We start from the raw sequence: 23,416 nt of genomic DNA on the forward strand, positions 1-23,416 counted from the left end.
GGGTTTGGATTTTACGGTATCGAGCGGCATTTCCCAACGCCGTCAGCACAGATGGACATTATTTTTCTGCGAGAAGTGCGCGCGGCGACCCTGATCGGCGTGTATGACTGGGAGCGCGAAGCGCCCCAGACCCTTGAGATCGATCTGGATATCGGCATTCCGAGCGAAGTGCCGTGCCATAGCGACGATATTGTCGATACCATTCATTACGGTGAAGTGGTGGAGCGTGTGCGTGCGTCGCTGGCCGAGCAGCATTTTCTGCTGATCGAGGCACTGGCCGAGCATATCGCCCATCTGGTCCGCACCGAGTTCGGCGCGGCCTGGGTGCGGGTGTCGATTACCAAGCCCGGCATCCTGCCCGAGGTCGCCAAGGTCGGCGTGACCATAGAGCGCGGTCAGCGTCCGCGCTGAAACAATACAGCCCCGCATGCGGGGCTGTTGTTCATTCTGGCTGGTTGCGCATGAAATCGGCGGTATTGTAAAACGCCTCGATCAGCTTGGCTTTCAGCCAGTCCTCCAGCACCAGTTCATCCACCGCAAGCTGCATGCAGGCCATCCATTGGTCGCGCGCGCGGCTGTCTACCGCAAACGGCATGTGCCGCAGGCGCAGGCGCGGGTGACCGTAGGCTTCCATATAGAGCGCAGGTCCGCCCAGCCAGCCGGACAAAAACATATACAGCTTTTCGGTCGAGCCGGCCAGATCTGCAGGGTGCATGGCTCTGAGTTCGGCCACCGAGGGGTCGGTGTCCATAATGGTGTAGAAGCGCTCGCACAGGTGGCGCACCACCCCCGCGCCGCCCATCAGCTCATAAGGCGTCATTTCTGCCATTTCATTCCCCCCTGACCGGCTTGACCAGGCATGCTGCCGTGCGTGCACGCTCCCGTGCTGCATCTACATGGTCGGCGCAGGTTACGGCAACCCCCATACGGCGGCGCATAAAGCTCTCTGGCTTGCCGAAAAGACGCAGATCGGTGCCTGGGGTAGCTAGTGCGGCCTCAATGCCCTCAAAAGCGATCCCTGTCGCTTCCATGCCGCCGTAGATCACGGCCGATGCACCCGGGCTGGACAGACTGGTATCTACCGGAAGGCCCAGAATTGCGCGGGCATGCAGTTCAAACTCGGAATAGCGCTGGGTCGTCAGGGTTACCAGGCCGGTGTCGTGCGGGCGTGGGCTGACTTCGGAGAACCATACCTCGTCCCCCTTGACGAAGAGTTCCACTCCAAATAATCCCCAGCCCCCCAGTGCCTCGGTAACCTTGCCGGCGATCTCGCGGGCGCGCACGAGTGCCTTGTGGCTCATCGCCTGCGGCTGCCAGCTCTCGACGTAGTCGCCGTTCTGCTGGCTGTGGCCTATGGGTTCGCAATAGTGGGTCGCTGTGCCGCCCATGCTATCGCTGGCGCGTACCGTGAGCAGGGTGATCTCGTAATCGAAATCGACCAGGCCTTCGACGATGACGCGGCCCCTGGCGACGCGCCCGGCGCTGGCGGCATAGTCCCAGGCCGCTTCGACTTCAGCCGCACTCTTGATAAAAGACTGGCCTTTGCCGCTGGAGGACATCACTGGCTTGATAAAGCAGGGGAAACCGATGGCGGCAGTCGCCGCCTGCATTTCTTCCAGCGAGCCGGCAAAGGCATAACGCGAAGTCGGCAGGCCCAGTTCTTCCGCTGCCAGCGTGCGTATGCCTTCGCGGTTCATGGTGAGATTGACGGCACGCGCGCTTGGCACCACGGTAGCCAGGCCTTCATGCTCTATCTTCAGCAGCTCCTCGGTGGCAATGGCTTCGATCTCCGGCACGATGTAATGCGGACGGACAGCCTCGATCAGGGCGCGCAGGGCGACCGGGTCATGCATGTTTATCACATGACTGCTATGCGCGACCTGCATGGCCGGTGCATTCGGGTAGCGGTCTACGGCAATGGTCTCGACGCCAAGGCGTTGCAGGGCAATGACAACCTCTTTGCCCAGTTCGCCGCTGCCCAGCAGCATGACTCTTGTTGCGCTAGGGGTGTGGGGTGTTCCGATACGCACGCTGTTTCTCCTCGCTGTAAGAAATCGCGCGCATCTTAACATGCCATGCTGATGGCCGGATGTGGACTTTATCCATGTATGGTTTTGGCTGGGGCGTGTGTCGCGTGTTCGTATACCGTTTTTCCGCGCAAATGGAACAGGTCCGCCGCGAAGTAGAAGTTTTCCGAATGACCGACAAATAGCAGGCCATCGGCTTTGAGTAAGGGAGAGAAACGTTTGAGGATGCGCGCCTGCGTGTCGCGGTCGAAGTAGATCATGACGTTGCGGCAGAAGATGGCATCAAAGGTTTTGTGTATGGGCCAGCTATTGTCGATCAGGTTCAGGCGCTGGAAGCTGATCATATTGCGCAACTGTGCCTTGGCCTGATACTGGCCGTCGGCGAGCTTGTCGAAGTATTTGGCCGCCATGCCGGCAGGCAGACGGGCAATCTTGTCGGCTGCGTAGATGCCGCGTCTGGCGGTTTCCAGTACGCTGGTGTCAAGGTCGGTGGCCAGAATGCTGATGGCGGGGCGCGTATTGCCGGAGAGGGCCTCCAGAACCGTGATGGCAATGGAGTAGGCTTCTTCTCCGGTGGAGGAGGCGGCGCACCAGATGCTTATTTCATTGTGCCCGGATTGCTTGAGGTGGCTGGCCAATAGCGGGAAGTGGTGCTCTTCGCGAAAAAAGAAGGTGAGGTTTGTGGTGAGCGCATTGACGAATTGTTCAAACTCGCCGCGCCCCGCGCTGGACTCGACCAGATTCAGATAGGGGGTAAAGCCGCTCAGTTTCAATTCCCGTATCCGGCGCACAAGACGGCCGTAAACCATATCCTTCTTGGTTGGATTCAGGGCGATGCCGGCATTTTGGTAAATCAACTTGCGCACCCGTTCGAAGTCCGCGTCGCTGAAATTGAACTCCCGGTTAAAGTCGATTTTTGGCAGGACAACAGGCGGTAGTGTGGTCATTAATAAGGCTCGGCAAAAAAAAGGCCCGGGTATCAACCCGAGCCTTTCATATTAACCGTTCAGCCTTAAACCGTGAAGGAAGAGCCGCAGCCGCAGGTGGTGGTCGCATTCGGGTTGCGGATCACAAACTGGGAGCCTTCAAGGTTGTCCTGATAGTCGATCTCTGCGCCAACCAGGTACTGATAGCTCATCGGATCGACCAGGAAGGTCACGCCGTCGCGCTCGATGGCGGTGTCGTCGTCGTTGACGATCTCATCAAAGGTAAAGCCGTACTGGAAGCCCGAGCAGCCGCCGCCGGTAACAAATACGCGCAGCTTGAGTTCCGGGTTGCCTTCTTCGGCCACCAGATCCCGTACCTTGGCGCAGGCGCTATCGGTGAAGTTGATCGGGGACGGCATTTCGGTAGTCGCAGTCATGGTTTCTAGCCTCGTCAAACAGTGTGCCAAAAGCGGCATTCATCCTAGTATTTTACTCAGGATTGGGGCGCTATGGCGAGTGTTCAAGTGTCAGGGCAGTAGCGGCACCTGATTCAGCCCCGATTTCTCGTCCAGACCGAACATCAGATTCATATTCTGTATGGCTTGCCCCGCGGCACCTTTGACCAGATTGTCTATCACCGAGAGCACGACAACAGTGTCGGAGCCTTGCGGGCGGTGCACTGCAAGACGGCAGGTGTTGGCTCCGCGCACCGAGCGCGTTTCCGGATGACTACCGGCCGGCAGTACATCGACAAATTGCTCTTGCGCGTAACGTGTTTCGAACAAGCCCTGCAAGTCGCAGTCTTTGGTCAGGCGGGCATACAGTGTGGCGTGAATGCCGCGTATCAGGGGGGTCAGATGGGGAACGAAGGTGAGGCCAACAGCTTCGCCTGCCATGCTGCGCAGCCCCTGACGGATTTCAGGCAAGTGGCGGTGCCCTGCGACGCCGTAAGCCTTGAAGTTGTCGCCCGCTTCGGCAAGCAGGCTGCCTAGCTCAGCTTTGCGCCCGGCACCGGAGACACCAGACTTGCAGTCGGCAATGATATGGCTGCAATCAATGACACCGGCTTCCAGTAGCGGCAGCAGCCCCAGTTGGACTGCGGTCGGATAACAGCCTGGGTTGGCAACCAGCTTTGCATCGCGTATGCGTGCGCGGTTGAGTTCGGGCAGGCCATAGACGGCGTCTTCCAGCAGTTCGGGCGCGGCATGTTGCATGGCGTACCATTTTTCCCACTCGGCCACATCGCGGATACGGAAGTCGGCCGCCAGGTCTATTACCCGGACGCCTGCCTGAAGCAGTTCGCGCGCCTCATGCATGGCAATACCGTTGGGAGTGGCGAAGAATACGATATCGCAAGCGCTGAGCTTGGCCTGCTCCGGCGTCGAGAAGGCAAGGTCGATGTGGCCGCGCAGGCTGGGGAACATCTCGGCAACCTGCATGCCGGCTTCCTTGCGCGAGGTAACGGCGGTGACCCGTGCTTGCGGATGGCTGGCCAGCAAGCGTAGCAATTCAACACCGGTATACCCTGTTCCGCCAACAATCCCAACCTTGATCATGTTCTTGCCTTTATGTAAAAAAATGTCGCAAGAATGAATATACGGCAGGGTGCTATTGCAATGCAATAAGTTGCGGCCAAGAAAAAAGCCACCCGAGGGTGGCCTTTCCGATAGCAGGGCAGCGAATTAACGCTTGGAGAACTGCTTGGCGCGACGTGCTTTACGCAGGCCGACTTTCTTACGTTCAACTTCACGAGCATCGCGAGTCACGAAGCCTGCTGCGGACAGCGCTGGCTTCAGTTCTGCGCTGAAGTCGATCAGTGCACGGGTGATACCGTGACGGATTGCACCAGCTTGGCCAGTTTCGCCGCCGCCGATAACGTTGACTTTGATATCGAACGATTCCGTGTGCTCGGTCAGAGCCAGTGGCTGGCGGATGACCATGCGGCCGGTTTCGCGAGCAAAGTATTCGTCAACAGGCTTGCCGTTAACGATGATCTGGCCGGAACCCTTTTGCATGAACACACGAGCAACCGAGCTCTTGCGGCGGCCGGTACCGTAGTAATATTTACCGTTCATCTATCTTGCCTCAAAAATCAGTTTCCAGCACTTTCGGCTGTTGGGCTTCGTGCGGATGTTCGCTACCAGCGTATACCTTGAGCTTCTTGATCATTGCGTAACCAAGTGGGCCTTTAGGCAGCATACCCTTGACAGCTTTTTCCAGAACACGTTCAGGGAACTGCTGTTGCAGTTCGGTGAAGTTGCGTTCCTTGATGCCGCCCGGATAGCCGGTGTGACGGTAGTATTTCTTGTCTAGGGCCTTGGCACCGGTGACGCGCAGCTTGTCAACGTTAACGACTACGATGTAGTCGCCAGTGTCAACGTGCGGGGTGTATTCCGGCTTGTGCTTGCCACGCAGACGGTGAGCGATTGCAGCCGCTACACGACCCAGCACTTTGTCGGAGGCGTCGACCACGTACCACTCGCGCTTTACTTCATGCGGCTTGGCAGAAAAGGTCTTCATGGAGCTCTTCCATCGTAAATTCTTGAAAGTTCCGGATTCTATTGTAGGGAAGCCCCGCTGTCAAACCATTGTGCGATAACAATAAATGGACTCGCCCCTGTGTGTGCAAAACAGGCGCTGTTACGGCCGCAAAACAGGCAAATTCAGGTAAAAAAAAGCGCAATCACGTGAATGATCGCGCCAAGTTCCACCTAAATAAGGAGGATGGAGGAGACAACACCAAAACGCACATAGTAATGCAACGTCATGATGCGATTCGAATTATCCGCAGTGAAACCTGACTTGGCAAGGTTTTTTTGTGCAGGGCACAAAAAATGTTGCAACGCCGCATCTTTTCTTGCCGGGGCGTTGTTGTATGTATGCCCGTCAGGCGCGCCTGACATCCTGTACACCATTGATTTCATTTACATGATTAATGACCCGGCTGATCTCCTGTACGCTGCGGACTTCCACGGTAAAACACATCCTGGCCTTGTGGTCGCGGGTTTGTGTGTTCACGGCAATCACATTGAGCTTTTCGCGCGATAAAACATCCGAGATGTCGCGCAACAAACCGGGCCGGTCACGCGCACTGACTTCAAGGTCGATCGGGAACACGCTGTTTTTCTGCTCGCCCCAGTCAGCGCTAATTAGGCGTTCGGGGGCATCGGCCGACAGGCGTTTCAGTGTCAGGCAGTTGCTGCGGTGAATCGAAATGCCGCGGCCCTTGGTGACGAAGCCCGCGACGGAGTCAGGAGGGGCCGGCTTGCAGCACTTGGCCAGTACCGTCATCAGGTTGTTGACCCCTTCGATCAGAATGCCGCCTGCGTCGTGGCCGCCCTTGCTGCGCTTGACGAGGTCGTCTGCGGTAATGTCCTGCACCGGAGGCGGGGCAAAGCTTGCTATGGCCGTGCTGACCGCCCTGAGTGACAGTTCTCCGTGCCCCAGTGCGCCGAAAACGTCTTCCAGTTTGGCGTAGCCCAGCTTTTCCGTCAGCGTGCCCAGATTGGGGTGGATGTGATGACGCGCCAGTTCGCGTTCGAATAACTGGCGACCGCTCTCGCGCACCGAATCGGCATTTTGCTGGCGAATGTACTGGCGGATCTTGGTGATGGCTTTATTGCTTTTGACCCAGCCTTCATGCAGCCAGTTGACGCTGGGGCCGCCTTCCTTGGCGGCCAGAATTTCGACACGCTGGCCGTTTTGCAGCGGAGTAGACAGCGGGACAATGTGTCCTTCGACCTTTGCGCCACGGCAGCGGTCTCCCAGGCTGCTGTGGATGGCGTAAGCGAAGTCGATGGGGGTCGCCCCTGTCGGCAGGGATAGAACGCGTCCTTGCGGGGTTAGAACGTACAGGGTATCGGCAAACAGTTCGGTCTTGAATGCGTCGGCCAGGCCTTCTTTGTCGGAAATTTCTTCCCGCCAGTCGAGCAGCTGCCGGAGCCAGGAAATTTTTTCCTCGTACGCCGCATCACCTTTGCCGCCCTCTTTGTAGCGCCAGTGTGCCGCCACGCCGAATTCGGCATGCTCATGCATGTCGAAGGTGCGGATCTGGACCTCGATCGCCTTGTCTTCCGGGCCGATGACGGCCGTGTGCAGGCTGCGGTAGTTGTTCGGCTTGGGGTGCGAGATATAGTCGTCAAACTCCCCCGGAATCGGCTGCCAGATATTGTGCATCAGGCCCAGTACCGTGTAGCAGTCCGGCATGCGCTCGACCAGTACGCGTACGGCGCGGATATCGTACAGCTCGGAGAAGTCGAGTTTTTTCTTGCGCATCTTTTTCCAGATGGAATAGATATGCTTGGGGCGGCCGGCAACTTCGCCCTTGATGCCGGCCTTGGCCAGTTCGTCGCGCAAGACTTGCAGGATGCGCTCGATATAGTCGAGCCGCTCCAGCCGCCTTTCGTCCAGCAGCTTGGCTATTTTTTTGTAGCTTTCCGGCTCCTGATGGCGAAAGCCCAGATCCTCGAGCTCCCATTTGATCTGCCATACGCCCAGGCGGTTGGCCAGTGGCGCGAAGACCTCCATGGTTTCATTGGCGAGCTGGCGACGCAGGCTCTCGTCCGGAACCTCGCCCAGATAGTGCATGGTCTGGGTGCGCCAGGCCAGTTTGATCAGTACCACGCGAATATCGGTCACCATGGCCAGCAACATCTTGCGCATGGTTTCGGCCTGACGTGCACGCTCTTCGGGCGTATCGAGCTGGTCGATGCGTGCCAGTTCGGTCAGGCGCCGCACCTTGCCTACGCCTTCCACCAGCATGGCGACGGTCGGATTGAACGTGCGTGTCAGCCAGTCATGTGCATCTTCCTGGTAGTCAGGGGCGGCAAACAGCAGCGTGGCGGCGATGGCGTCCGGTAGCAGGTCAAGGTCGGCGACGATGGCCGCTGCCGCAACTGCATGGCTGAATACCTCTTCGCCGGTGAGTGGCAGGCAGTGCCCTTGGTAAAGTGCGTGCGCCTCGGCAAAGGCGCGCGCCAGCATGCCGCTTTCTTCGGGCGTGAACGCGGCAGAGAGTTGCTCAAGCCAGAGTGCCGGGTCGGCAGCATTGGCAAGAGTATCGGCAACGGGGCGGACAACGGAAACCATACGGCGTTTTCAGCTAGCTTTTAAAGGGGTGAGGGGAGTTTACCGGAACTCTCCGCCAAGTGCTTTAGCATGCGCTTGACTGGCGCGGGTACGCCGGCATCGGCCGCACCGGCTAAGGGTAGCCAGCGTGCCGCACTGTCTTGTGCCTGCGTGTGCAGCATGCTCAGGCTGACGGGCAGCGGTGTGATGATCAGGCGAAAGTGGGTGAAGACATGTTCGATCTCCGGCCAGGCCGGCAGGATGTCGCCTTCGCCGGCCTGTTCCAGCCAGTCTTGCGCGCTGTGGGTCGCGCCCAGCTCAGGTAGGGAGAGCAGGCCGCCCCAAACCCCGGTGGGTGGGCGGCGCTCCAGCAATACCTGCCCGTCGTGCATGGCCATCAGCAAGGTGGCGTAGCGGGTGGGGATGGCTTTTTTCGGGCGCGCAGTGGGGAGTTCGCTGGTACGCGCCTCCAGATATGCCATGCAGCCCTGCCGCATCGGGCAGTGTTCGCAAGAGGGTTTGCCGCGGGAGCATAGTGTCGCCCCCAGATCCATAATGCCCTGGGTGTACGCGGGCATATCGTCTGCGGATGCCGGGAGCAGGCTCTCGGCCAGCTGCCACATGCTGTTTTCTATTTTTTTTTCGCCCGGCCAGCCGGCAATGCCGAATACGCGTGCCAGTACCCGTTTGACGTTGCCGTCTAGAATGGCGTGGCGGCGCGAGAAGGCAAAGGCCGAGATGGCTGCCGCAGTCGAGCGCCCTACGCCGGGTAGGCGTATGAGCTGAGCCGGCTGTTCGGGGAAAGTGCCACCGAATTCTTCGCACACCATTATGGCGGCTTTATGCAGGTTACGGGCCCGGCTGTAATAGCCCAAGCCGCTCCACAGGGTAAGGACTTCGTCGACCGAGGCTTGGGCGAGTGTGCGTACATCGGGAAAGCGTTCGATAAAGCGGGCGTAATAAACCAGCACGCTGCTGACCTGAGTTTGCTGCAGCATAATCTCGGATAGCCAGACGCGGTACGGATCGCTGACTTGCCAAGGCAGGTTGTGGCGACCGTGTTGGCGTTGCCAGTCGAGCAATTTTTCCGCAAATTCACGCGCTATCATGCCGTTTTCCTTCCATCAAGCCGGCGATGGTAGCCCAAAGCATGGTTGCTCACCAAGAACGCAGACACAAAATCCGCTAAGATGCGGGATTGCTAATAAGGAGTGGGCATGTCCAGTTTCCGATCCCGCCAGCGCTCGCAATCGAGTCGTCATTTTATACGTCCGCTTGACGAGGCTGGGACCGAGCCTCAAGCACCGGCCGCCGTGCCTGCTGCTGCGCCTTCCCGTGCGCCGGCGGCACCCGAAGCACGGCCGCACGGGCGCGCGCCGGTTGCCATACGCGCCGAGCGTGTCAGCGCCATGTTTGCGCCTTGCCCGCGTGGCCTGGAAGGCGTGCTGGCCGAAGAGCTGGCCGCGCTTGGGGCAACGTCCATTGATAAGCGTAACAACGGCGTGGCTTTTTGCGGTGATAACGCCGTGATGATGCGCGCCAATCTGGAGTCGCGTACGGCCAGCCGTATCCTGATCCAGCTGGCACAGGGCTCTTACCGTAGCGAGCAGGATGTGTACAAGCTGGCGCTGACCATAGACTGGCCGCGCTGGTTTGCCGTGGGCAAGACCATCAAGGTCAAAACCGATGGCGTCGGTTCGGCCTTGCGTAGCCTGGATTTTATTTCGCTCAAGGTTAAGGATGCGGTGTGCGACCGTTTCCGTCAGGCCGATCTGGGGCGTCCTAGCGTGGACACCCGTTATCCCGATGTGCGTATCCATGTGTTTTTATCCGCCGATCAGGCAACGGTGTATATCGACAGCAGTGGCGAGCCGTTATTCAAGCGCGGATGGCGCGAGGACACCGGCGAGGCACCGCTGCGCGAAAATCTGGCTGCGGGCATTTTGCTCCTGGCCGGCTATGACGGTTCGCAGGCTTTGCTTGACCCGATGATGGGCAGCGGGACTTTTCTGGTTGAGGCTGCCGATATTGCGTTGAACCGGGCGCCGGGGCGTTTGCGCGATTTTGCCTTCCGCGATTTGCGCAGTTTTGATGCGGTCGAGTGGGAAAGCGTGCAGGCACGGGCGCGTCAGGCCGAGAAGCCGCTGACGGCCTTGCCTATCCGTGGCTCGGACGTGTCTGTGCAGATGCTGGTGAAGACGCGGCATAATCTTAAACAGGCCGGTCTGCATGGTTTGGTGCAGATTGCGCAAAGCGATGTGCTGGATACTCGTCCGCATGCCGAAACGGGCCTGATCGTCACCAACCCGCCTTATGGCGTGCGTCTGGATGAGCAGGAAGATCTGGCCTTGCTGTATCCGCAGCTGGGTGGCTGGCTCAAGCAGCACTTTTCCGGCTGGACGGCCAATTTCTTTACCGGAGATTTACGTCTGGCCAAACTGATCCGGCTGAGCCCCAAGCAGCGCATGCCGCTGTTTAACGGCGCGCTGGATTGCCGGCTGTTTGTCATTCCTATGGTGGCCGGTTCCAATCGTGCCAAGGAGGGTGCGGGCGGATAAAGCTCGGTTTTGTCCTGTTTGTGATAAAGGCGTGCGATAATTCGTACGCCTTTATCATTTTATTGCCGGGGATGGTTCTGCCATGGAATCGACTTTTATCTCAGCTACCATTCTGCTGATCCTGATTACCGACCCGCTGGGTAATATTCCCTTGTTTATTTCCGCGCTCAAACAGGTCAAGCCTGAGCGGCGGCGGCGCGTGGTCTATCGCGAATGTCTGATCGCGTTTTGCGTCTTGCTGGCTTTTATGTTTGGCGGGCAGACTTTTCTTAAGGTGATGCACCTGAGTGACGAGTCTTTAAGCGTGGCGGGTGGCGTGATTTTGTTCCTGATTGCCATCAAGATGATCTTCCCCGGCGAGGGTGGGGCGTTGGGGGGCGATAAAGTGAGCGGAGAGCCGTTTATCGTTCCGATTGCCATTCCGCTGATTGCCGGGCCTTCGGCCATGGCGACGGTGTTATTAATGGCAACTCGCGAGCCTGACCGCATGCTGGAGTGGGTTGGTGCCTTGCTGATTTCCATTCTGGTGACCACCGTGGTGTTTCTGTTTTCCAACCGTTTGCAAAAATGGCTGGGCGAGCAGGCGATTACGGCGCTGGAGCGGCTGATGGGGCTGGTGTTGACCGCCATTTCGATCGAGATGCTGTTGGGCGGGGTTGCGGCATATATCCGCCAGTTTTCCTGAGCGGGTTTTCGCCCGGAGCGTAGTCGGGCGCTGAAATAGAAAAAGCCCGAATCATGGATTCGGGCTTTTTCGGTATCTGGTGGCCTGTCTCGGAATCGAACCAAGGACACGCGGATTTTCAATCCGCTGCTCTACCAACTGAGCTAACAGGCCTCNGGAATCGAACCAAGGACACGCGGATTTTCAATCCGCTGCTCTACCAACTGAGCTAACAGGCCTCTGCCGGGGTGCAATAAAGTGCTGGTGGCCTGTCTCGGAATCGAACCAAGGACACGCGGATTTTCAATCCGCTGCTCTACCAACTGAGCTAACAGGCCTTCACGCTGTGCTGCATCGCGTTCAGAGGCGTGCATTTAACCAGACGAAAGCGCGTGAGTCAAGGGTGAATTTCCATAAAAGCCGATTTTGACAAATTGGCCGCGACTTTCATCATGCTTGCAGCACGCCGCGGCGTAGTTGATCTTCCTCTATGGATTCAAACAAGGCCTTGAAATTGCCTTCGCCAAAGCCCTCGTCACCCTTGCGCTGGATGATCTCGAAAAAGATCGGGCCAATGACAGTTTCGGTGAAAATCTGCAGCAGGATGCCGCCACCTTCACCTGGTGCTCCGTCAATCAGAATGTGATTGCGTTGCAGGCGCGACAAGTCCTCGCCGTGCCCGGGCAAGCGCTGGTTCACGCGTGCGTAATAGGTGTCTGGTGTGTCCAGAAAGCGCAGGCCGGCTGCGAGTTGTTCCACGCTGGCGTAAATATCCTCGCTGGACAGGGCGATGTGCTGAATGCCTTCGCCGTGATACTCCGCCAGAAATTCCTCAATCTGGCTTTTGTCATCGGAAGATTCATTGATGGGAATGCGGATTTTGCCGCAGGGGCTGGTCATGGCCATGGATTTGAGGCCGGTCAGCTTGCCCTCGATATCGAAGTAACGAATCTCGCGGAAGTTGCCGATGTTGCGGTAAAAATCGGCCCAGTGTTTCATCTGGCCGCGCCGGACATTATGAGTGAGGTGGTCGATGGTCTTGAGGCCTGCGCCTTGAGGGTGCTGCTCTATGCCGGCAAGCGGAATGAAGTCGACGTCGTAGATGTCGTGCTTGGGGCCGTAGCGGTCGACGAAATAGAGGGCGGAGCCGCCTATGCCTTCAATTGCCGGAATATTCAGTTCCATATAGCCGATGGGGCGGGTGTAGGGCTTGGCACCTTGTGCCAGTGCGTAGGCATAGGCGGCGGCTGCATCCTTGACCCGCCATGCCATGGCGCAGGCAGAGGGGCCATGTTGCTCGCCAAACAGCCGGGCAGGGTGTTGTTGCTCGGCGTTGAGGATAAAGTTGATATCCCCTTGACGATAGAGACTGACGGCCTTATGGCGATGGCGTGCCACTTCGCTGAAGCCCAGGGTGGCAAAGAGTTGTTTCAGTTGCTCGATCCCGGCTGCATCGGGGGCGGTGTATTCGACAAATTCAAAGCCGTCGCAGCCTAGCGGGTTGATGTTGTCTGTCTCCATCTTGGTTCTCCTTTTTTGTTATCAAGCCAAACCGTGGTGGGCGGTCCAGCGGGCAAACTCATTTTCCAACTGGTCAAAGCTATCGATGACGAACAAGGTGTCTTGCATGTGCCAGACGTCGTAAGGCGTTTGCGCCATGTGATCCAGGTCGAAGCGGTGTTTGGTCGTGGCATCCGACAGGCTGTAGCTCACTTCCTGGTGCGAGGACAGAATGCCGGCGCCGTAGATACGCAGCCCTTGCCGGCTGCGTATCAGGCCGAACTCGACGCTATACCAGTAAATCCGCGCCAGCCACACGCGGGCAGGGTGGTTCTGGGCAAAGGCGGCGCTGCCGGCTTCGCCGAAGCGCTGGAAAAAGTTACTGAAGCGCGGGTGGGTGAGTAGCGGGGCATGGCCGACCAGATCGTGGAACATATCGGGTGCCGGGGTGTAGTCGATATCTTCCGGCTTGCGGATAAAGTCGGTCGACGGGAATACGCGCGCGGCCAGCATGGCGAAGAAAATCTGGTCGGGCACGATGCCGTCGACCCGCTCAATGGTCCAGCCTGTCTGGTGCTGGATGCTGTCGCTGATGTCGGCAAGTTGCGGAATGCTTGCCGGGGATAGGCCGGTGGCTTCCAGTGCTTCCAGATACTCGTCACAGGCGCGATCCGGCCATTGTGTTTGTTGACGCGAGAGCAGGTATCGCCATGTTTCGCACTCGCATGCGCTGTATGCCGGTATCGGTGTGTGATGAATATCAGTTTTTACATGCGGTAAGCTGGTTTTGCTTGTTGAGGCCGGAAAGTCGGTGCTTTGCATCGTAGTTCCTCTCTTACAACACTCAAACGGGCAATCTGACGCTAATTTCTGGACTGATTTTGGCATTTCATTCTAGAGTAAGCACACAGCAATTTGTGTGCGTTCTATGGCTGCATCAGATTGAAATAAAGATAAAAATTACAAATAAATTATCGAAAAAGGAGAAACCATGCCGAATCTGGTTCTGGATAAAACGGATTTGAAAATGCTGGCTGCGCTGCAACTGAATGGGCGCTTGTCGAATGTCGAACTGGCGGAAAAGGTTGCCTTGTCGCCTTCGCCTTGTTTACGCCGGCTTAAGCAGCTGGAGGAGTCAGGCGTGATCCGTCAGTATGTTGCCTTGCTGGACCCGGCTTGTCTGGGGCTTGGACTGCATGCCTTTGTACGGGTCAAGCTGGAGAAACGGGCGGGCAATCTCAAGTCGTTTATCGAGGCGGTACAGGGATGGCAGGAGGTGGTGAATTGCTATGCGATGACGGGCGATATGGATTATCTGCTGCAGGTTTACTTCCAGGACTTGCCGCACTTTTCCCGCTTTGTGATGGATCAGTTGCTGCAGCACCCCGGAGTCGAGGATGTGAAGTCTAGTTTTGTGCTTAAGGATTTCAAGCAGACCACGGCATTGCCTTTAAGTCATCTGGCATTGTGATGGCAGGAAACCCGAAAGCCTAACCGTTTTGGGGTTTCCCGCACCTTTAATCAGGTATCAGACAGCGCACGCAGGTGGGCTGTCACGCTGCGTGCCAGCGATGACAGGTCATAACCCCCTTCCAGCACCGACACGACCCGGCCCTGACAGTACAGGTCAGCGATCTGCAGCAAATGGCGGGTGACCCACTCGTAGTCCGACTCGGTCAGTCCCATCGAGCCCATATCATCTTCGCGATGCGCGTCAAAGCCGGCCGAGATAAACAGCATTTGCGGCTGGAAGTCATGCAGCGCCGGCAGCCATACGGTTTCGACGGCTTCGCGAAACTCGCGGCTACCCGAACCGGCTTTCATCGGCACATTGTGCATATGAGGGTTGCTGCCTGCTGGTGTGTCGCCGCAATAGGGGAAGAAGGGGTGCTGGAACATCGAGGCCATCAGGACACGGGGGTCATCCTTGAAGATCTCCTCGGTGCCATTGCCGTGATGCACGTCGAAATCGACAATCGCAACGCGTTCATATTTGTAGACCGACATCGCGTGCGCTACGCCGACCGCGATATTGTTGAAGAAGCAAAACCCCATGGATTTGGCGCTCTCGGCATGGTGTCCAGGGGGGCGGATGGCACAAAATGCATTGGGCACTTTGTCTTCGCAGACTAACTCCACGGCTTTAACGACTGCGCCTGCTGCGCGCTGTGCAGCGGGCAGGGTTCCTGGCGACATGGCCGTGTCCGGGTCTATGCGGAAAGTGCCAACCTGCGGCGTACAGGCTTCGATATAGTCGACATAGCGGGGCGGGTGGACACGGGCCAGTTGCTGCGGTGTAACTAGCGGTGCATCGATCTCTTGCAGGGTGTCGAAAATCTGGGATGCCATCAACTGGTCACGGATAGCGATCAGACGCTCGGGGCATTCCGGGTGACCGACCCCCATATTGTGTCCCAGGCAATCGGAGTGGGTGATGTAGGCGGTCAGTCCGGTACGGTGCCAGCGGTTTTTTAGCCAGGAGAACACGAGATTACCCTTCTTGCTTCCGGTTCGAATTATACTTATGACTTTTAAATAAAGTGTGCGCGAAACAGGGCTTAAATGCAAATGTTTTGCCGTGCAACTCTGGTATGTACGGGCATAGGCGGTGAGTGGCAGACGGGGTAAAAAAGGAGGCAAAAGCAAGCGGAGGGGCTTGCTTTTGCCTGTGTGCCGGCCTCATGGCTAGATGAGCAGATCTTTGGCTACGCCTTGGCGACGCAGAATGCGACGCAAGTGTTCCAGCCCTTCTATTTGTATCTGGCGTACGCGTTCCCGCGTCAGATTGAGGGAACTTGCAAGCTCTTCCAGCGTACAGATTTCATGTCCATCCAGACCGTAGCGGCGCTCGATGACCATGCGCTGTTTGTCTGATAGCTGTGCCAGCCAGTGGTGGACATATTTCTCCACTTGCAGATTGTGCAACTGGATATCCGGCTCTTCATGCTGCTCATCCGGAATCGACTCGCCAATGGAAAGCATGGGGTCGATGTCCAGCGGAGCATCGAGCGAGGCCATGCGCTCGTTCAGGCTCATGATGCGCCGCACGTCCTCTACCGGTTTGCCTACATGCTGGGCAATATCTTCTACCGTAGGCTCGCGCCCCCTTTTGCTTTCCAGATGGCGTGAAGCGCGCAGATAGACATTCAGCTCCTTGATGACATGAACCGGTAGCCGGATGGTGCGGGACTGATTCATGATTGCGCGCTCTATGCTCTGGCGTATCCACCAGGTGGCATAGGTCGAAAAACGAAAGCCACGCTCGGGGTCGAATTTTTCCAAAGCATGCATCAATCCGATATTACCCTCCTCGATCAGGTCGAGCAGGGTGAGTCCACGGTTAATGTAGTGTTTGGCAATATTGACCACCAGACGCAGATTGTGCTCGATCATCTTCTGTCGTGCTTCGAAGTCGCCCTGTACGACACGTCGCGCCAGAGCCAGCTCCTGCGGCGGGGTCAGTAGAGCGTTACTGCCGATGTCATTGAGGTAAATCTGGGTGACATCGGCAACATCTTCATGCTCTGCTGCCTCGCTGGCAGACTCTTCCGCATCGGTCTGCTTTTCATCGGCATCCAGTAGTTCGTTTTCATCACCACTGTCTTCGATGGTATCTAGCGTGTCTTTCATGTTCCCTCCCGCTTTCTACGGCTTTTTTGTCGACCAAAGCAGGAAAGAACCGCTGCTTCAGGCTTAATTGGCCAGATATTTTTCAGGATTTACCGGTTTACCGTATTCTCGGATTTCGAAATGCAGCTTGACCTGATCCGTATCCGTATTGCCCATGGTGGCTATTTTTTGCCCCTTTTTGATGCTTTGCCCTTCCTTGACCAGCAGCTCGTCATTGTGTGCATAGGCCGACAGGAAAACCTTGTCATGCTTGATGATAATCAGCTTGCCGTAACCCTTGAGTCCGCTGCCGCTATAGACCACCTTGCCATCGCCGGCTGCGATCACGTTTTGTCCCTGTTTTCCGCCAATATCCAAGCCCTTGTTCTGCTCGGAAAAACGGCGAACGACTTTGCCTTCGGTCGGCCAGATCCAACCTATGCTGTTGTCCAGTGCCGGCTTGTTACTGTTTGCACTGGTCGCTGGTTCCGTTGCCGCGACGGCAGGCTTGGCAATCGGCGGCACGACCTTGGCTGCTGCTGGTGGCGGCGTGATGACCGGCGTCTTGACTGCCGGACTGCTGATGATTGCGCCTGCCGTTGCGGTCGTTTGTCCTTCGCTTTTCTGCGCCAGTTCCTTGAGTGCATTCTCGCTATAAGGCAATTTCAAGGCTTTGGGGTAGCGCTTGAGCGTGGCACTGTCTGTCGGTGTTGCCGTCGTATTTGTATTGCCGCTACTCACTTGTCTGACGCCCGCATCAGCCGTCACCGTGCCTGGTGGTGTCAGCCGTAAGATTTGTCCAACCTTGATATCAAAGCCATCCAGACCATTCCACAGGGCGACATCCTGATGGCGCAAACCATTGTTAAGAGAAATCCGGTACAGGTTTTCACCTGCTTGTACCGTGTGGGTCGTTTCTCCGCCTCGGTTGATATTTACCGGCTTGACTCTATTGGCGGGCATAGCCAATGGCGTCGTTTCTGCGCTTTCCATATTGACCACACTGGCGCTGGTCGTTTGTGTACTTCTTGTCTCCTGAGCGGAAATAATAGGAGCAGGGCTATGTGATGTTTGTGCACATGCGCTTAGTAGTAGCGAAGCGCAGATGCCTAATATTGTTAAGTTTCTGTTTATTCTATTGTGCATCTTGTTCTGCATGATTCTTTATATGCCGTATGGCTTTCCGTGTAAATAATCTAGACGGCAGACTGTCGTTTTTGTACCAATGCGTCTGCGTTAAATCCGTCCGGGTAGCAGGGGGACAAATTTTACGGGGTCCAGCCGGGTTTGCCGGATGCCGCTTTTTGTCTTTTCAAGCAACAGCAAATGCTGCTCTTGCTCACCCAGTGGCATGATCATCCGTCCGTTTTCCGCCAGCTGTTCCAGCAGCAATGCTGGAACGGTGCTGGCTGCACAAGTCATGATGATTCCATCGAATGGCGCAGTTTCCGGCAGGCCTGCATGACCATCGCCATGCAAAAGACGTGCATGTATCAGCCGCGCCGCACGCAGATTGCGTCTGGCTTTTTCCAGCAGGACACCAAGGCGTTCGATTGAATACACCTCTGCGCCGGTTTGCAGCAGTACGGCACTTTGGTAGCCGCAACCGGTACCGATCTCAAGGATGCGTCCGGGGGTGCGTCCGGTGATGAGCAGTTCAGTCATGCGGGCTACGGTAAAGGGCTGCGATATGGTCTGTCCGTGCCCGATAGGCAGGGAAACGTCATCATAGGCTCGGCTGGCGAGTGCTTCATCGACAAACAGGTGGCGTGGCACCTGGCTCATGGCTGTTAACACGCGCTCATCGCAAATGCCGCGCTGGCGCAAGCGCTCGCTCATGCGCAGCCGGGTGCGTTCGGACAGCATGCCCCAGGCTGCGGGGGGCTGACTTACGGCTGTAGCCATGACTTGATCCCGTCCAGCTGGTCGTAGGCGGTCAGATCTATCATCAGCGGTGTGATTGAGGCATGGTGATTGGCCACTGCGTAGAAATCCGTTCCTTCTCCGGCGTCCTGAGCAGACCCTACTGTGCCAACCCAGTAAACCTTGTCACCGCGCGGGGTCAGGCTCTGAACTACGGGTTCGGCATGGTGGCGGCGCCCCAAGCGGGTGACCAAGCTGCCTTGCAGTGCATCAAGTGGAATGTCGGGTATGTTGACATTGAGCAGGGTCGGGCGGGAGAAGGGGCGGTTACATATGCGTTCAACCAACTCGTCGACAACATGTGCTGCAGTGGAAAAATTATTACCCGAGCGGCCGCATAGCGAAACCGCAACCGAAGGGATGCCGAGTAGATAGCCTTCGGTTGCTGCTGCGACGGTACCGGAATAAATCGTGTCATCTCCCATATTTGCACCATGATTGATGCCGGAGAAGATGATATCTGGGCGAAAGTCGAGCAGGCCGGTCACCGCCAGATGGACGCAATCGGTCGGGGTGCCGTTGACGTAAAAAAAACCGTTGTCTGCTTTGCGTACGCTGAGTGGCCGGTCCAGTGTCAGGGAATTGCTGGCACCACTACGGTCACGCTCGGGGGCGACAACGACAACCTCGCCGTGGCGTGCCAGCGTGGAAGCCAGAGCGGCAATACCGGGGGCAAAATAACCGTCGTCGTTGCTGATGAGGAATTTCATGCAAACTCTCCGAGTGACCGCCTGATTGTATCCTTGCTGCTTACCGTCACAACAGCTGGGTGACGGTAAGCAAGCGACCTGTTGTAAAACAGGCATAGGTATAAAGGCAAAAGCGCTTAGGCGTAATAACGCTGGCTGAAGTCGAGCATGCGTTCTATCGGCAGGCGGGCTGCCGCCATTTCCGCCTCGCTCAGGTAATCAATTTCCAGCCCTTCGCCTTGTTGTGCCCGGCGCACGGCCTCTATGGTATTCATTTTCATATAGGGGCAGGAGTTGCACTGGCAACCTGCGTAGATCGGTGCCTGACGCAAGTCGAGGTCGGGACGCGCTAGGCCCATGTTGTACAGAATCCCATCTTCGGTGGCGACAAAAATCACGGCCTTCGGATCATCGGCATAGGCTTTGACCCAATTGAGCATGCCGGATGTCGAGCCGACATAATCTGCCTTTTGCAGTACTGGCAGCGGGCTTTCTGGGTGGGCGATCAGGAATTTTTTGCCAGGGACGGCATTGAATGCCTCGGTTAGCGCGGCTTCATTGAATTTGTCGTGTACTTCGCAGACCGCCGACCAAAGCGGCATGTCGTAGCCGTATTGGTAATTCAGGTAGGCGCCCATATTGCGATCCGGCGAGAAAATGACTTTTTTCCCTTCGGCATAAAGGTGCGCGATGATGTCGTCAACATTACGGCTGGTGACGATCCAGTCCGACAGCGCTTTGTGTTGCGCGCTCGAGTTGATATACGACACATGGACATGGTCGGGGTGGCTCTCACGCCAGCGTTTGAGCGCAACAACATCGGTCTGGGTGACCAGGGAGCAGGTCGAGCCTGCATCCGGCAAAATAACGGTTGCGGCCGGGTTGAGGATTTTGGCTGTTTCCGCCATAAAACGCACGCCGGCAAAAACAATGATGTCAGCCTCGGCTTCGCGTGCAAACAGCGACAGCTCCAGACTGTCTCCCACCTTATCGGCCATCTGCTGGATTTCCGGTTGGGTGTAGTAGTGGGCTAGTGTGACGACTCGTTTCGTCATGATGGCTTTATATACTCCGGTGACTACCGCACAACACTCGACGCGGGCTTTGTTGCGGTGCAATATCCAAGGTGAAAGTGGAAGAGCGTAACAAGTTTGCGGGCGCTAGGCTAGCTGTGGCAAGTACCACTTGTTGCTATGAATGTTATCGGTTCATGCTTACCGGTATAGTCAATAATCATAAACCGGTGTCGGCCAAGCTATGTGATTGCACGAAGGCGGTTTTTGCTATGCCACTTTACGCATGCATTTATATCCCGCGTGTCGCACTTTAGGCGGTACGAGGTCATCATTTTGCTGGGTTTTTTTAGAAGAGTCCCATGAAGCCCCACTATCTTACTTCATTGTTTTCTCCGCGCAGTGTGGCGGTCATCGGTGCCAGCGATACGCCAGGCTCGGTTGGGCAGGCCGTTTTTGCCAATCTGCTGGCCGGGAATTTTCAGGGGAAACTCTACCCGGTCAATCTGAACCACAAGACCGTAGGTGGCATCGCCGCCGTAGCGTCTGTACGTCAGATCGAGCCGGATGTGGAGCTGGCGGTGGTAACCACCCCCTTGCGCAGCTTGCCGGCGATTATGAAGGATTGCGGTAAGAAAGGCGTAAAGGCGATGCTGCTGGCCAAGGAGTTTTCCGACAGCGAGCAGATTGAGCGTGAAATCATGGCCGAGGCCATGTCTATTGCCAGCCATTATGGCATCCGTGTGCTGGGGCCGAATGTGCTGGGGCTGATGCGCCCTGTAGCTGGGTTTAATGCCACCAATTACACCAGCAAAGTGAAAACGGGCAATCTGGCCTTGGTGTCACAGTCTTCCGCCCTGTGTACCGCGATGCTGGACTGGGCAGACAGCAAAGGGATAGGTTTTTCCAGTGTGATATCGGTTGGAACGGCACTGGACGTGGAGTTCGGCGAGATACTGGATTATCTGGTAGCGGACACGTTTACCCAGGGTATCTTGCTGCATGTCCATCACATTCACGATGCCCGGCGCTTTATGAGCGCCCTGCGTGCCGCAGCGCGCACCAAACCGGTGGTGGTGATCAAGTCCGGACGCTATGAAAGCCAGGAGGCGGGAGTGCTGGCATCCAGCCACCTGATTGATGGTAATGATGTTTTCGATGTTGCCTTGTCGCGCGCCGGTGTGCTGCAGGTGCAAACCATTGCCCAGCTGTTTACCGCGGCCAAGATGCTGGCGGCCAAGTACCGTATTGCCGGCAGGCGTCTGGCTATTGTGACTAATGGTATCGGCCCGGGGATATTGGCGGCCGACAGTGCCTGGACTTATGGGGTCGAGCTGGCCCAGTTATCGGCGCAAACATTGAGCCAGCTGGATGATGTGCTGCCCCGTAACTGGTCGCGGGCAAATCCGGTCGATATTATTGGTGATGCTTCGCCCATGCGTTTTCGTAGCGGGGTTAAAGCTTGCCTGGATGATCCGGGTGTGGATGGCGTATTGGTCATTTTTACGCCGCAGGCCGGAACCGATCATTTGACGACGGCGCAACTGATGGTCGGCTTGCAGCGTGAGTCTTCCAAGCCGATATTCCTGTCCTGGCTGGGGGATGCCAAAGTCTCCGAGAGCCGGGAGCTGTTTTCCAAGGCCAAATGCGCACATTTTCGTGCGCCCGAATTTGCCGTAGAGGTATTCCGCAATCTGGCGGCCTATCACGACAACCAGCAATTGCTATTGCAAACGCCAGGGCCGCTGGAGGGGGCGCTGCATGAGCCGGATGTGGCTGCGGCACGCGCCGTGATTGCCGATGTATTGGCGCAGGGGCGGGCAGTCTTGTCAGAGCGCGAGTCTAAGGCCGTGCTGGCGAGCTTTGGCATTCCGGTTAACCCGACATTGCTGGCGACGACGGAAGATGAGGCAGTCGCCCTGGCTGCGGCCATTGGCTATCCGGTCGTGCTCAAGATCGATTCGCCCGACATTATGTATAAATCGGACGTTAGTGGTGTCGAGCTTAATATCAGCAACGAGGCGACGCTGCGTCAGGCCTTTGCCTCCATCTGGCAGCGGGCACAAGCGGTCAAGCCGGATGCCCGTATTTCCGGGGTGTCGGTGCAGGCCATGAAAAAATACCGTTATGCGCGCGAGGTCATGGTCGGTGTTGCGCATGATTCTGTGTTTGGTCCGGTCATCGCCTTTGGTGCAGGCGGTATCGCCGTCGAAGTGTTACAGGACCGAGCCTTGGCTTTGCCGCCTTTGAATGCGTATCTGGTGCGGCGCATGATTGCCCGAACCCGGATCAGTAAAGTACTCGGCCCCTTCCGTAATCTACCCGAGGTCGATCACGATGCTTTGCATAATGTCTTGCTGCGGGTATCGGAAATGGTCTGCGAGCTGCCCGAGGTGCGCGAGCTGGAGATCAACCCGCTGTTGGTAGACGAACATGGCGTGATGGTGCTGGATGCCAGCATTATCCTGCACGCGGTGCCTGCCGGGCGTAAGCGGTACCAGCATATGGCGATCATGCCTTACCCTGCCCATATGGTGAAGCAGGTCTGTCTGAAGGATGAAACCGAAGTCCTTATCCGGCCGGTACGCCCGGAAGATGCGGATATGCAGCAGGCCTTTGTGCGCAACCTGTCGGAGGAAAGCCGCTACAACCGTTACCTGTCCAGTATCAAACAGCTATCACAGCAGGTACTGGTGCGCTTCACCCAGCTTGATTACGACCGCGAAATGGCACTCGCCATGGTGCGCGAACTGGACGGCACCGAAGAAATGCTGGCGGTGGCCCGTTTTATTACCGATCCGGATATGGAGTCGTGCGAGTTTGCGCTGGAGGTTGGCGACTCGTGGCAAGGCAGGGGCATAGGCTATGTGCTGATGGACGCGCTATTTGATGCCGCGCGTATGCAGGGCCTGAAAATCATGCATGGCGAGGTGCTGGCGGCAAATAAAGGGATGCTGAAACTGATGCAAAAGCTGGGCTTTGAAGTCACGGTGCATCCGGAAGACAGGGCGCTGACGCTGGTCAGCAAGGTGTTGTGAGGGCCGGCAAGGGGGTGATGCAGGAATAAACACTTGCCAGATAAAGAAAAATTGCCCTAGAATTGCACGCTTTTCTACGTTCCGATTTCATTCAAGGACTATCGACAATGGTAGTAATTCGTCTGTCTCGCGGTGGTTCCAAGAACCGTCCGTTCTACAACATCGTTGTTACCGATTCCCGCAGCCGTCGTGATGGCCGCTTTATCGAGCGCGTTGGCTTCTACAACCCAGTTGCAAACGAAAAAGAAGAGCGTGTGCGCTTCACCATGGATCGTCTGAACCATTGGGTTGGCGTAGGTGCTCAGGTGTCCGACACCGTAGCCAAGCTGCTCAAGGAGCAGGCTAAGGCTGCTGCTTAACCGTTGGTGATTCAACTGGCGGGTAAGGACATTATGCGCAGCG

Annotated in this window: 23 protein-coding genes and 3 tRNA genes; 6 read left to right on the forward strand and 20 right to left on the reverse strand. The window is 56.9% G+C overall.

Features of this window, described 5'->3' with window-relative positions; all coding sequences use genetic code 11:
- The first annotated feature begins 51 nt into the window (after positions 1 to 51).
- Positions 52 to 411: a dihydroneopterin aldolase gene (gene folB / locus GQF02_RS00475; RefSeq protein ID WP_124734728.1), complete on the forward strand. Its 360-nt coding sequence runs from the start codon at positions 52 to 54 to the stop codon at positions 409 to 411.
- A 31-nt stretch (positions 412 to 442) separates the two neighbouring features.
- Here the strand turns inward: folB and GQF02_RS00480 are convergent, their stop codons facing one another.
- From GQF02_RS00480 to mutY, 9 genes are all read right to left on the reverse strand, one after another.
- A complete protein-coding gene (locus tag GQF02_RS00480) occupies positions 443 to 829 on the reverse strand; it encodes a group II truncated hemoglobin (protein ID WP_160794134.1) in 387 nt (128 codons plus the stop codon).
- A gap of 1 nt (position 830) precedes the next feature.
- Positions 831 to 2,030, reverse strand: a complete 1,200-nt coding sequence (gene purT, locus GQF02_RS00485) for a formate-dependent phosphoribosylglycinamide formyltransferase (protein ID WP_328698581.1) — start codon at positions 2,028 to 2,030, stop codon at positions 831 to 833.
- Positions 2,031 to 2,098: 68 nt separating this feature from the next.
- Positions 2,099 to 2,974 (reverse strand): CheR family methyltransferase, encoded by an 876-nt coding sequence (locus GQF02_RS00490; RefSeq protein WP_160794138.1) that lies wholly within the window; start codon positions 2,972 to 2,974, stop codon positions 2,099 to 2,101.
- A 65-nt stretch (positions 2,975 to 3,039) separates the two neighbouring features.
- Positions 3,040 to 3,390 (reverse strand): iron-sulfur cluster insertion protein ErpA, encoded by a 351-nt coding sequence (gene erpA, locus GQF02_RS00495; protein ID WP_124734732.1) that lies wholly within the window; start codon positions 3,388 to 3,390, stop codon positions 3,040 to 3,042.
- Positions 3,391 to 3,480: 90 nt separating this feature from the next.
- Complete coding sequence (gene argC, locus GQF02_RS00500; RefSeq protein ID WP_160794140.1) at positions 3,481 to 4,509, reverse strand: N-acetyl-gamma-glutamyl-phosphate reductase; 1,029 nt, start codon at positions 4,507 to 4,509, stop codon at positions 3,481 to 3,483.
- 126 nt (positions 4,510 to 4,635) lie between these two features.
- The gene (rpsI, locus tag GQF02_RS00505; RefSeq protein WP_124734734.1) at positions 4,636 to 5,028 is read right to left on the reverse strand and encodes a 30S ribosomal protein S9; all 393 of its coding nucleotides are present in this window, start codon (positions 5,026 to 5,028) and stop codon (positions 4,636 to 4,638) included.
- 10 nt (positions 5,029 to 5,038) lie between these two features.
- The gene (gene rplM, locus GQF02_RS00510; RefSeq protein WP_124734735.1) at positions 5,039 to 5,473 is read right to left on the reverse strand and encodes a 50S ribosomal protein L13; all 435 of its coding nucleotides are present in this window, start codon (positions 5,471 to 5,473) and stop codon (positions 5,039 to 5,041) included.
- A 366-nt stretch (positions 5,474 to 5,839) separates the two neighbouring features.
- Positions 5,840 to 8,041 (reverse strand): RelA/SpoT family protein, encoded by a 2,202-nt coding sequence (locus GQF02_RS00515; RefSeq protein WP_160794142.1) that lies wholly within the window; start codon positions 8,039 to 8,041, stop codon positions 5,840 to 5,842.
- Between the two features lie 20 nt (positions 8,042 to 8,061).
- Positions 8,062 to 9,129, reverse strand: a complete 1,068-nt coding sequence (mutY, locus tag GQF02_RS00520) for an A/G-specific adenine glycosylase (protein ID WP_220789257.1) — start codon at positions 9,127 to 9,129, stop codon at positions 8,062 to 8,064.
- A gap of 108 nt (positions 9,130 to 9,237) precedes the next feature.
- On the opposite strand from mutY, the gene GQF02_RS00525 reads away from it, so the two are divergent.
- Positions 9,238 to 10,578, forward strand: coding sequence for a THUMP domain-containing class I SAM-dependent RNA methyltransferase (locus GQF02_RS00525; RefSeq protein WP_160794144.1), 1,341 nt, complete (start codon positions 9,238 to 9,240; stop codon positions 10,576 to 10,578).
- A gap of 82 nt (positions 10,579 to 10,660) precedes the next feature.
- Entirely contained in the window at positions 10,661 to 11,263 is a 603-nt protein-coding gene (locus GQF02_RS00530; protein ID WP_124734738.1) for a MarC family protein, read from the forward strand.
- 77 nt (positions 11,264 to 11,340) lie between these two features.
- Here the strand turns inward: GQF02_RS00530 and GQF02_RS00535 are convergent.
- The 5 genes from GQF02_RS00535 to GQF02_RS00555 form a co-directional block, all read right to left on the reverse strand.
- Positions 11,341 to 11,416 (reverse strand) — tRNA-Phe (locus GQF02_RS00535).
- Positions 11,412 to 11,481: transfer RNA gene (locus GQF02_RS00540), tRNA-Phe, on the reverse strand. The genes GQF02_RS00535 and GQF02_RS00540 overlap by 5 nt, the downstream gene beginning before the upstream one ends.
- A gap of 23 nt (positions 11,482 to 11,504) precedes the next feature.
- A tRNA-Phe gene (locus GQF02_RS00545) sits at positions 11,505 to 11,580 on the reverse strand.
- 112 nt (positions 11,581 to 11,692) lie between these two features.
- Positions 11,693 to 12,763, reverse strand: coding sequence for a 4-hydroxyphenylpyruvate dioxygenase (hppD, locus tag GQF02_RS00550; RefSeq protein ID WP_124734739.1), 1,071 nt, complete (start codon positions 12,761 to 12,763; stop codon positions 11,693 to 11,695).
- 21 nt (positions 12,764 to 12,784) lie between these two features.
- Positions 12,785 to 13,564, reverse strand: coding sequence for a phenylalanine 4-monooxygenase (locus GQF02_RS00555; protein ID WP_160794146.1), 780 nt, complete (start codon positions 13,562 to 13,564; stop codon positions 12,785 to 12,787).
- Between the two features lie 169 nt (positions 13,565 to 13,733).
- On the opposite strand from GQF02_RS00555, the gene GQF02_RS00560 reads away from it, so the two are divergent.
- Entirely contained in the window at positions 13,734 to 14,213 is a 480-nt protein-coding gene (locus GQF02_RS00560; protein WP_124734741.1) for an Lrp/AsnC family transcriptional regulator, read from the forward strand.
- Between the two features lie 50 nt (positions 14,214 to 14,263).
- On the opposite strand, the gene GQF02_RS00565 is transcribed toward GQF02_RS00560, so the two are convergent.
- From GQF02_RS00565 to nadA, 6 genes are all read right to left on the reverse strand, one after another.
- On the reverse strand, positions 14,264 to 15,229 hold the full coding sequence (locus tag GQF02_RS00565) for a histone deacetylase family protein (protein ID WP_124734742.1): 966 nt from the start codon (positions 15,227 to 15,229) through the stop codon (positions 14,264 to 14,266).
- A 198-nt stretch (positions 15,230 to 15,427) separates the two neighbouring features.
- Entirely contained in the window at positions 15,428 to 16,372 is a 945-nt protein-coding gene (gene rpoS, locus GQF02_RS00570) for an RNA polymerase sigma factor RpoS (protein ID WP_160794147.1), read from the reverse strand.
- A gap of 63 nt (positions 16,373 to 16,435) precedes the next feature.
- Complete coding sequence (locus GQF02_RS00575; protein WP_160794148.1) at positions 16,436 to 17,509, reverse strand: peptidoglycan DD-metalloendopeptidase family protein; 1,074 nt, start codon at positions 17,507 to 17,509, stop codon at positions 16,436 to 16,438.
- 78 nt (positions 17,510 to 17,587) lie between these two features.
- Complete coding sequence (locus tag GQF02_RS00580) at positions 17,588 to 18,256, reverse strand: protein-L-isoaspartate(D-aspartate) O-methyltransferase (RefSeq protein ID WP_220789259.1); 669 nt, start codon at positions 18,254 to 18,256, stop codon at positions 17,588 to 17,590.
- Positions 18,241 to 18,984 (reverse strand): 5'/3'-nucleotidase SurE, encoded by a 744-nt coding sequence (gene surE, locus GQF02_RS00585; protein WP_160794149.1) that lies wholly within the window; start codon positions 18,982 to 18,984, stop codon positions 18,241 to 18,243. The genes GQF02_RS00580 and surE overlap by 16 nt, the downstream gene beginning before the upstream one ends.
- A 116-nt stretch (positions 18,985 to 19,100) precedes the next feature.
- Positions 19,101 to 20,018, reverse strand: coding sequence for a quinolinate synthase NadA (gene nadA / locus GQF02_RS00590; protein WP_160794150.1), 918 nt, complete (start codon positions 20,016 to 20,018; stop codon positions 19,101 to 19,103).
- 320 nt (positions 20,019 to 20,338) lie between these two features.
- Here nadA and GQF02_RS00595 point away from each other — a divergent pair, with 320 nt between their 5' ends.
- Together GQF02_RS00595 and rpsP are read left to right on the forward strand one after the other, a co-directional pair.
- The gene (locus GQF02_RS00595) at positions 20,339 to 23,014 is read left to right on the forward strand and encodes a bifunctional acetate--CoA ligase family protein/GNAT family N-acetyltransferase (RefSeq protein WP_124734746.1); all 2,676 of its coding nucleotides are present in this window, start codon (positions 20,339 to 20,341) and stop codon (positions 23,012 to 23,014) included.
- Positions 23,015 to 23,121: 107 nt separating this feature from the next.
- Positions 23,122 to 23,373: a 30S ribosomal protein S16 gene (gene rpsP, locus GQF02_RS00600; RefSeq protein WP_124734747.1), complete on the forward strand. Its 252-nt coding sequence runs from the start codon at positions 23,122 to 23,124 to the stop codon at positions 23,371 to 23,373.
- Positions 23,374 to 23,416: the final 43 nt, after the last annotated feature.

Source organism: Craterilacuibacter sinensis, from assembly GCF_009831765.1.
GTDB classification, from domain to species: Bacteria; Pseudomonadota; Gammaproteobacteria; order Burkholderiales; family Chromobacteriaceae; genus Craterilacuibacter; species Craterilacuibacter sinensis.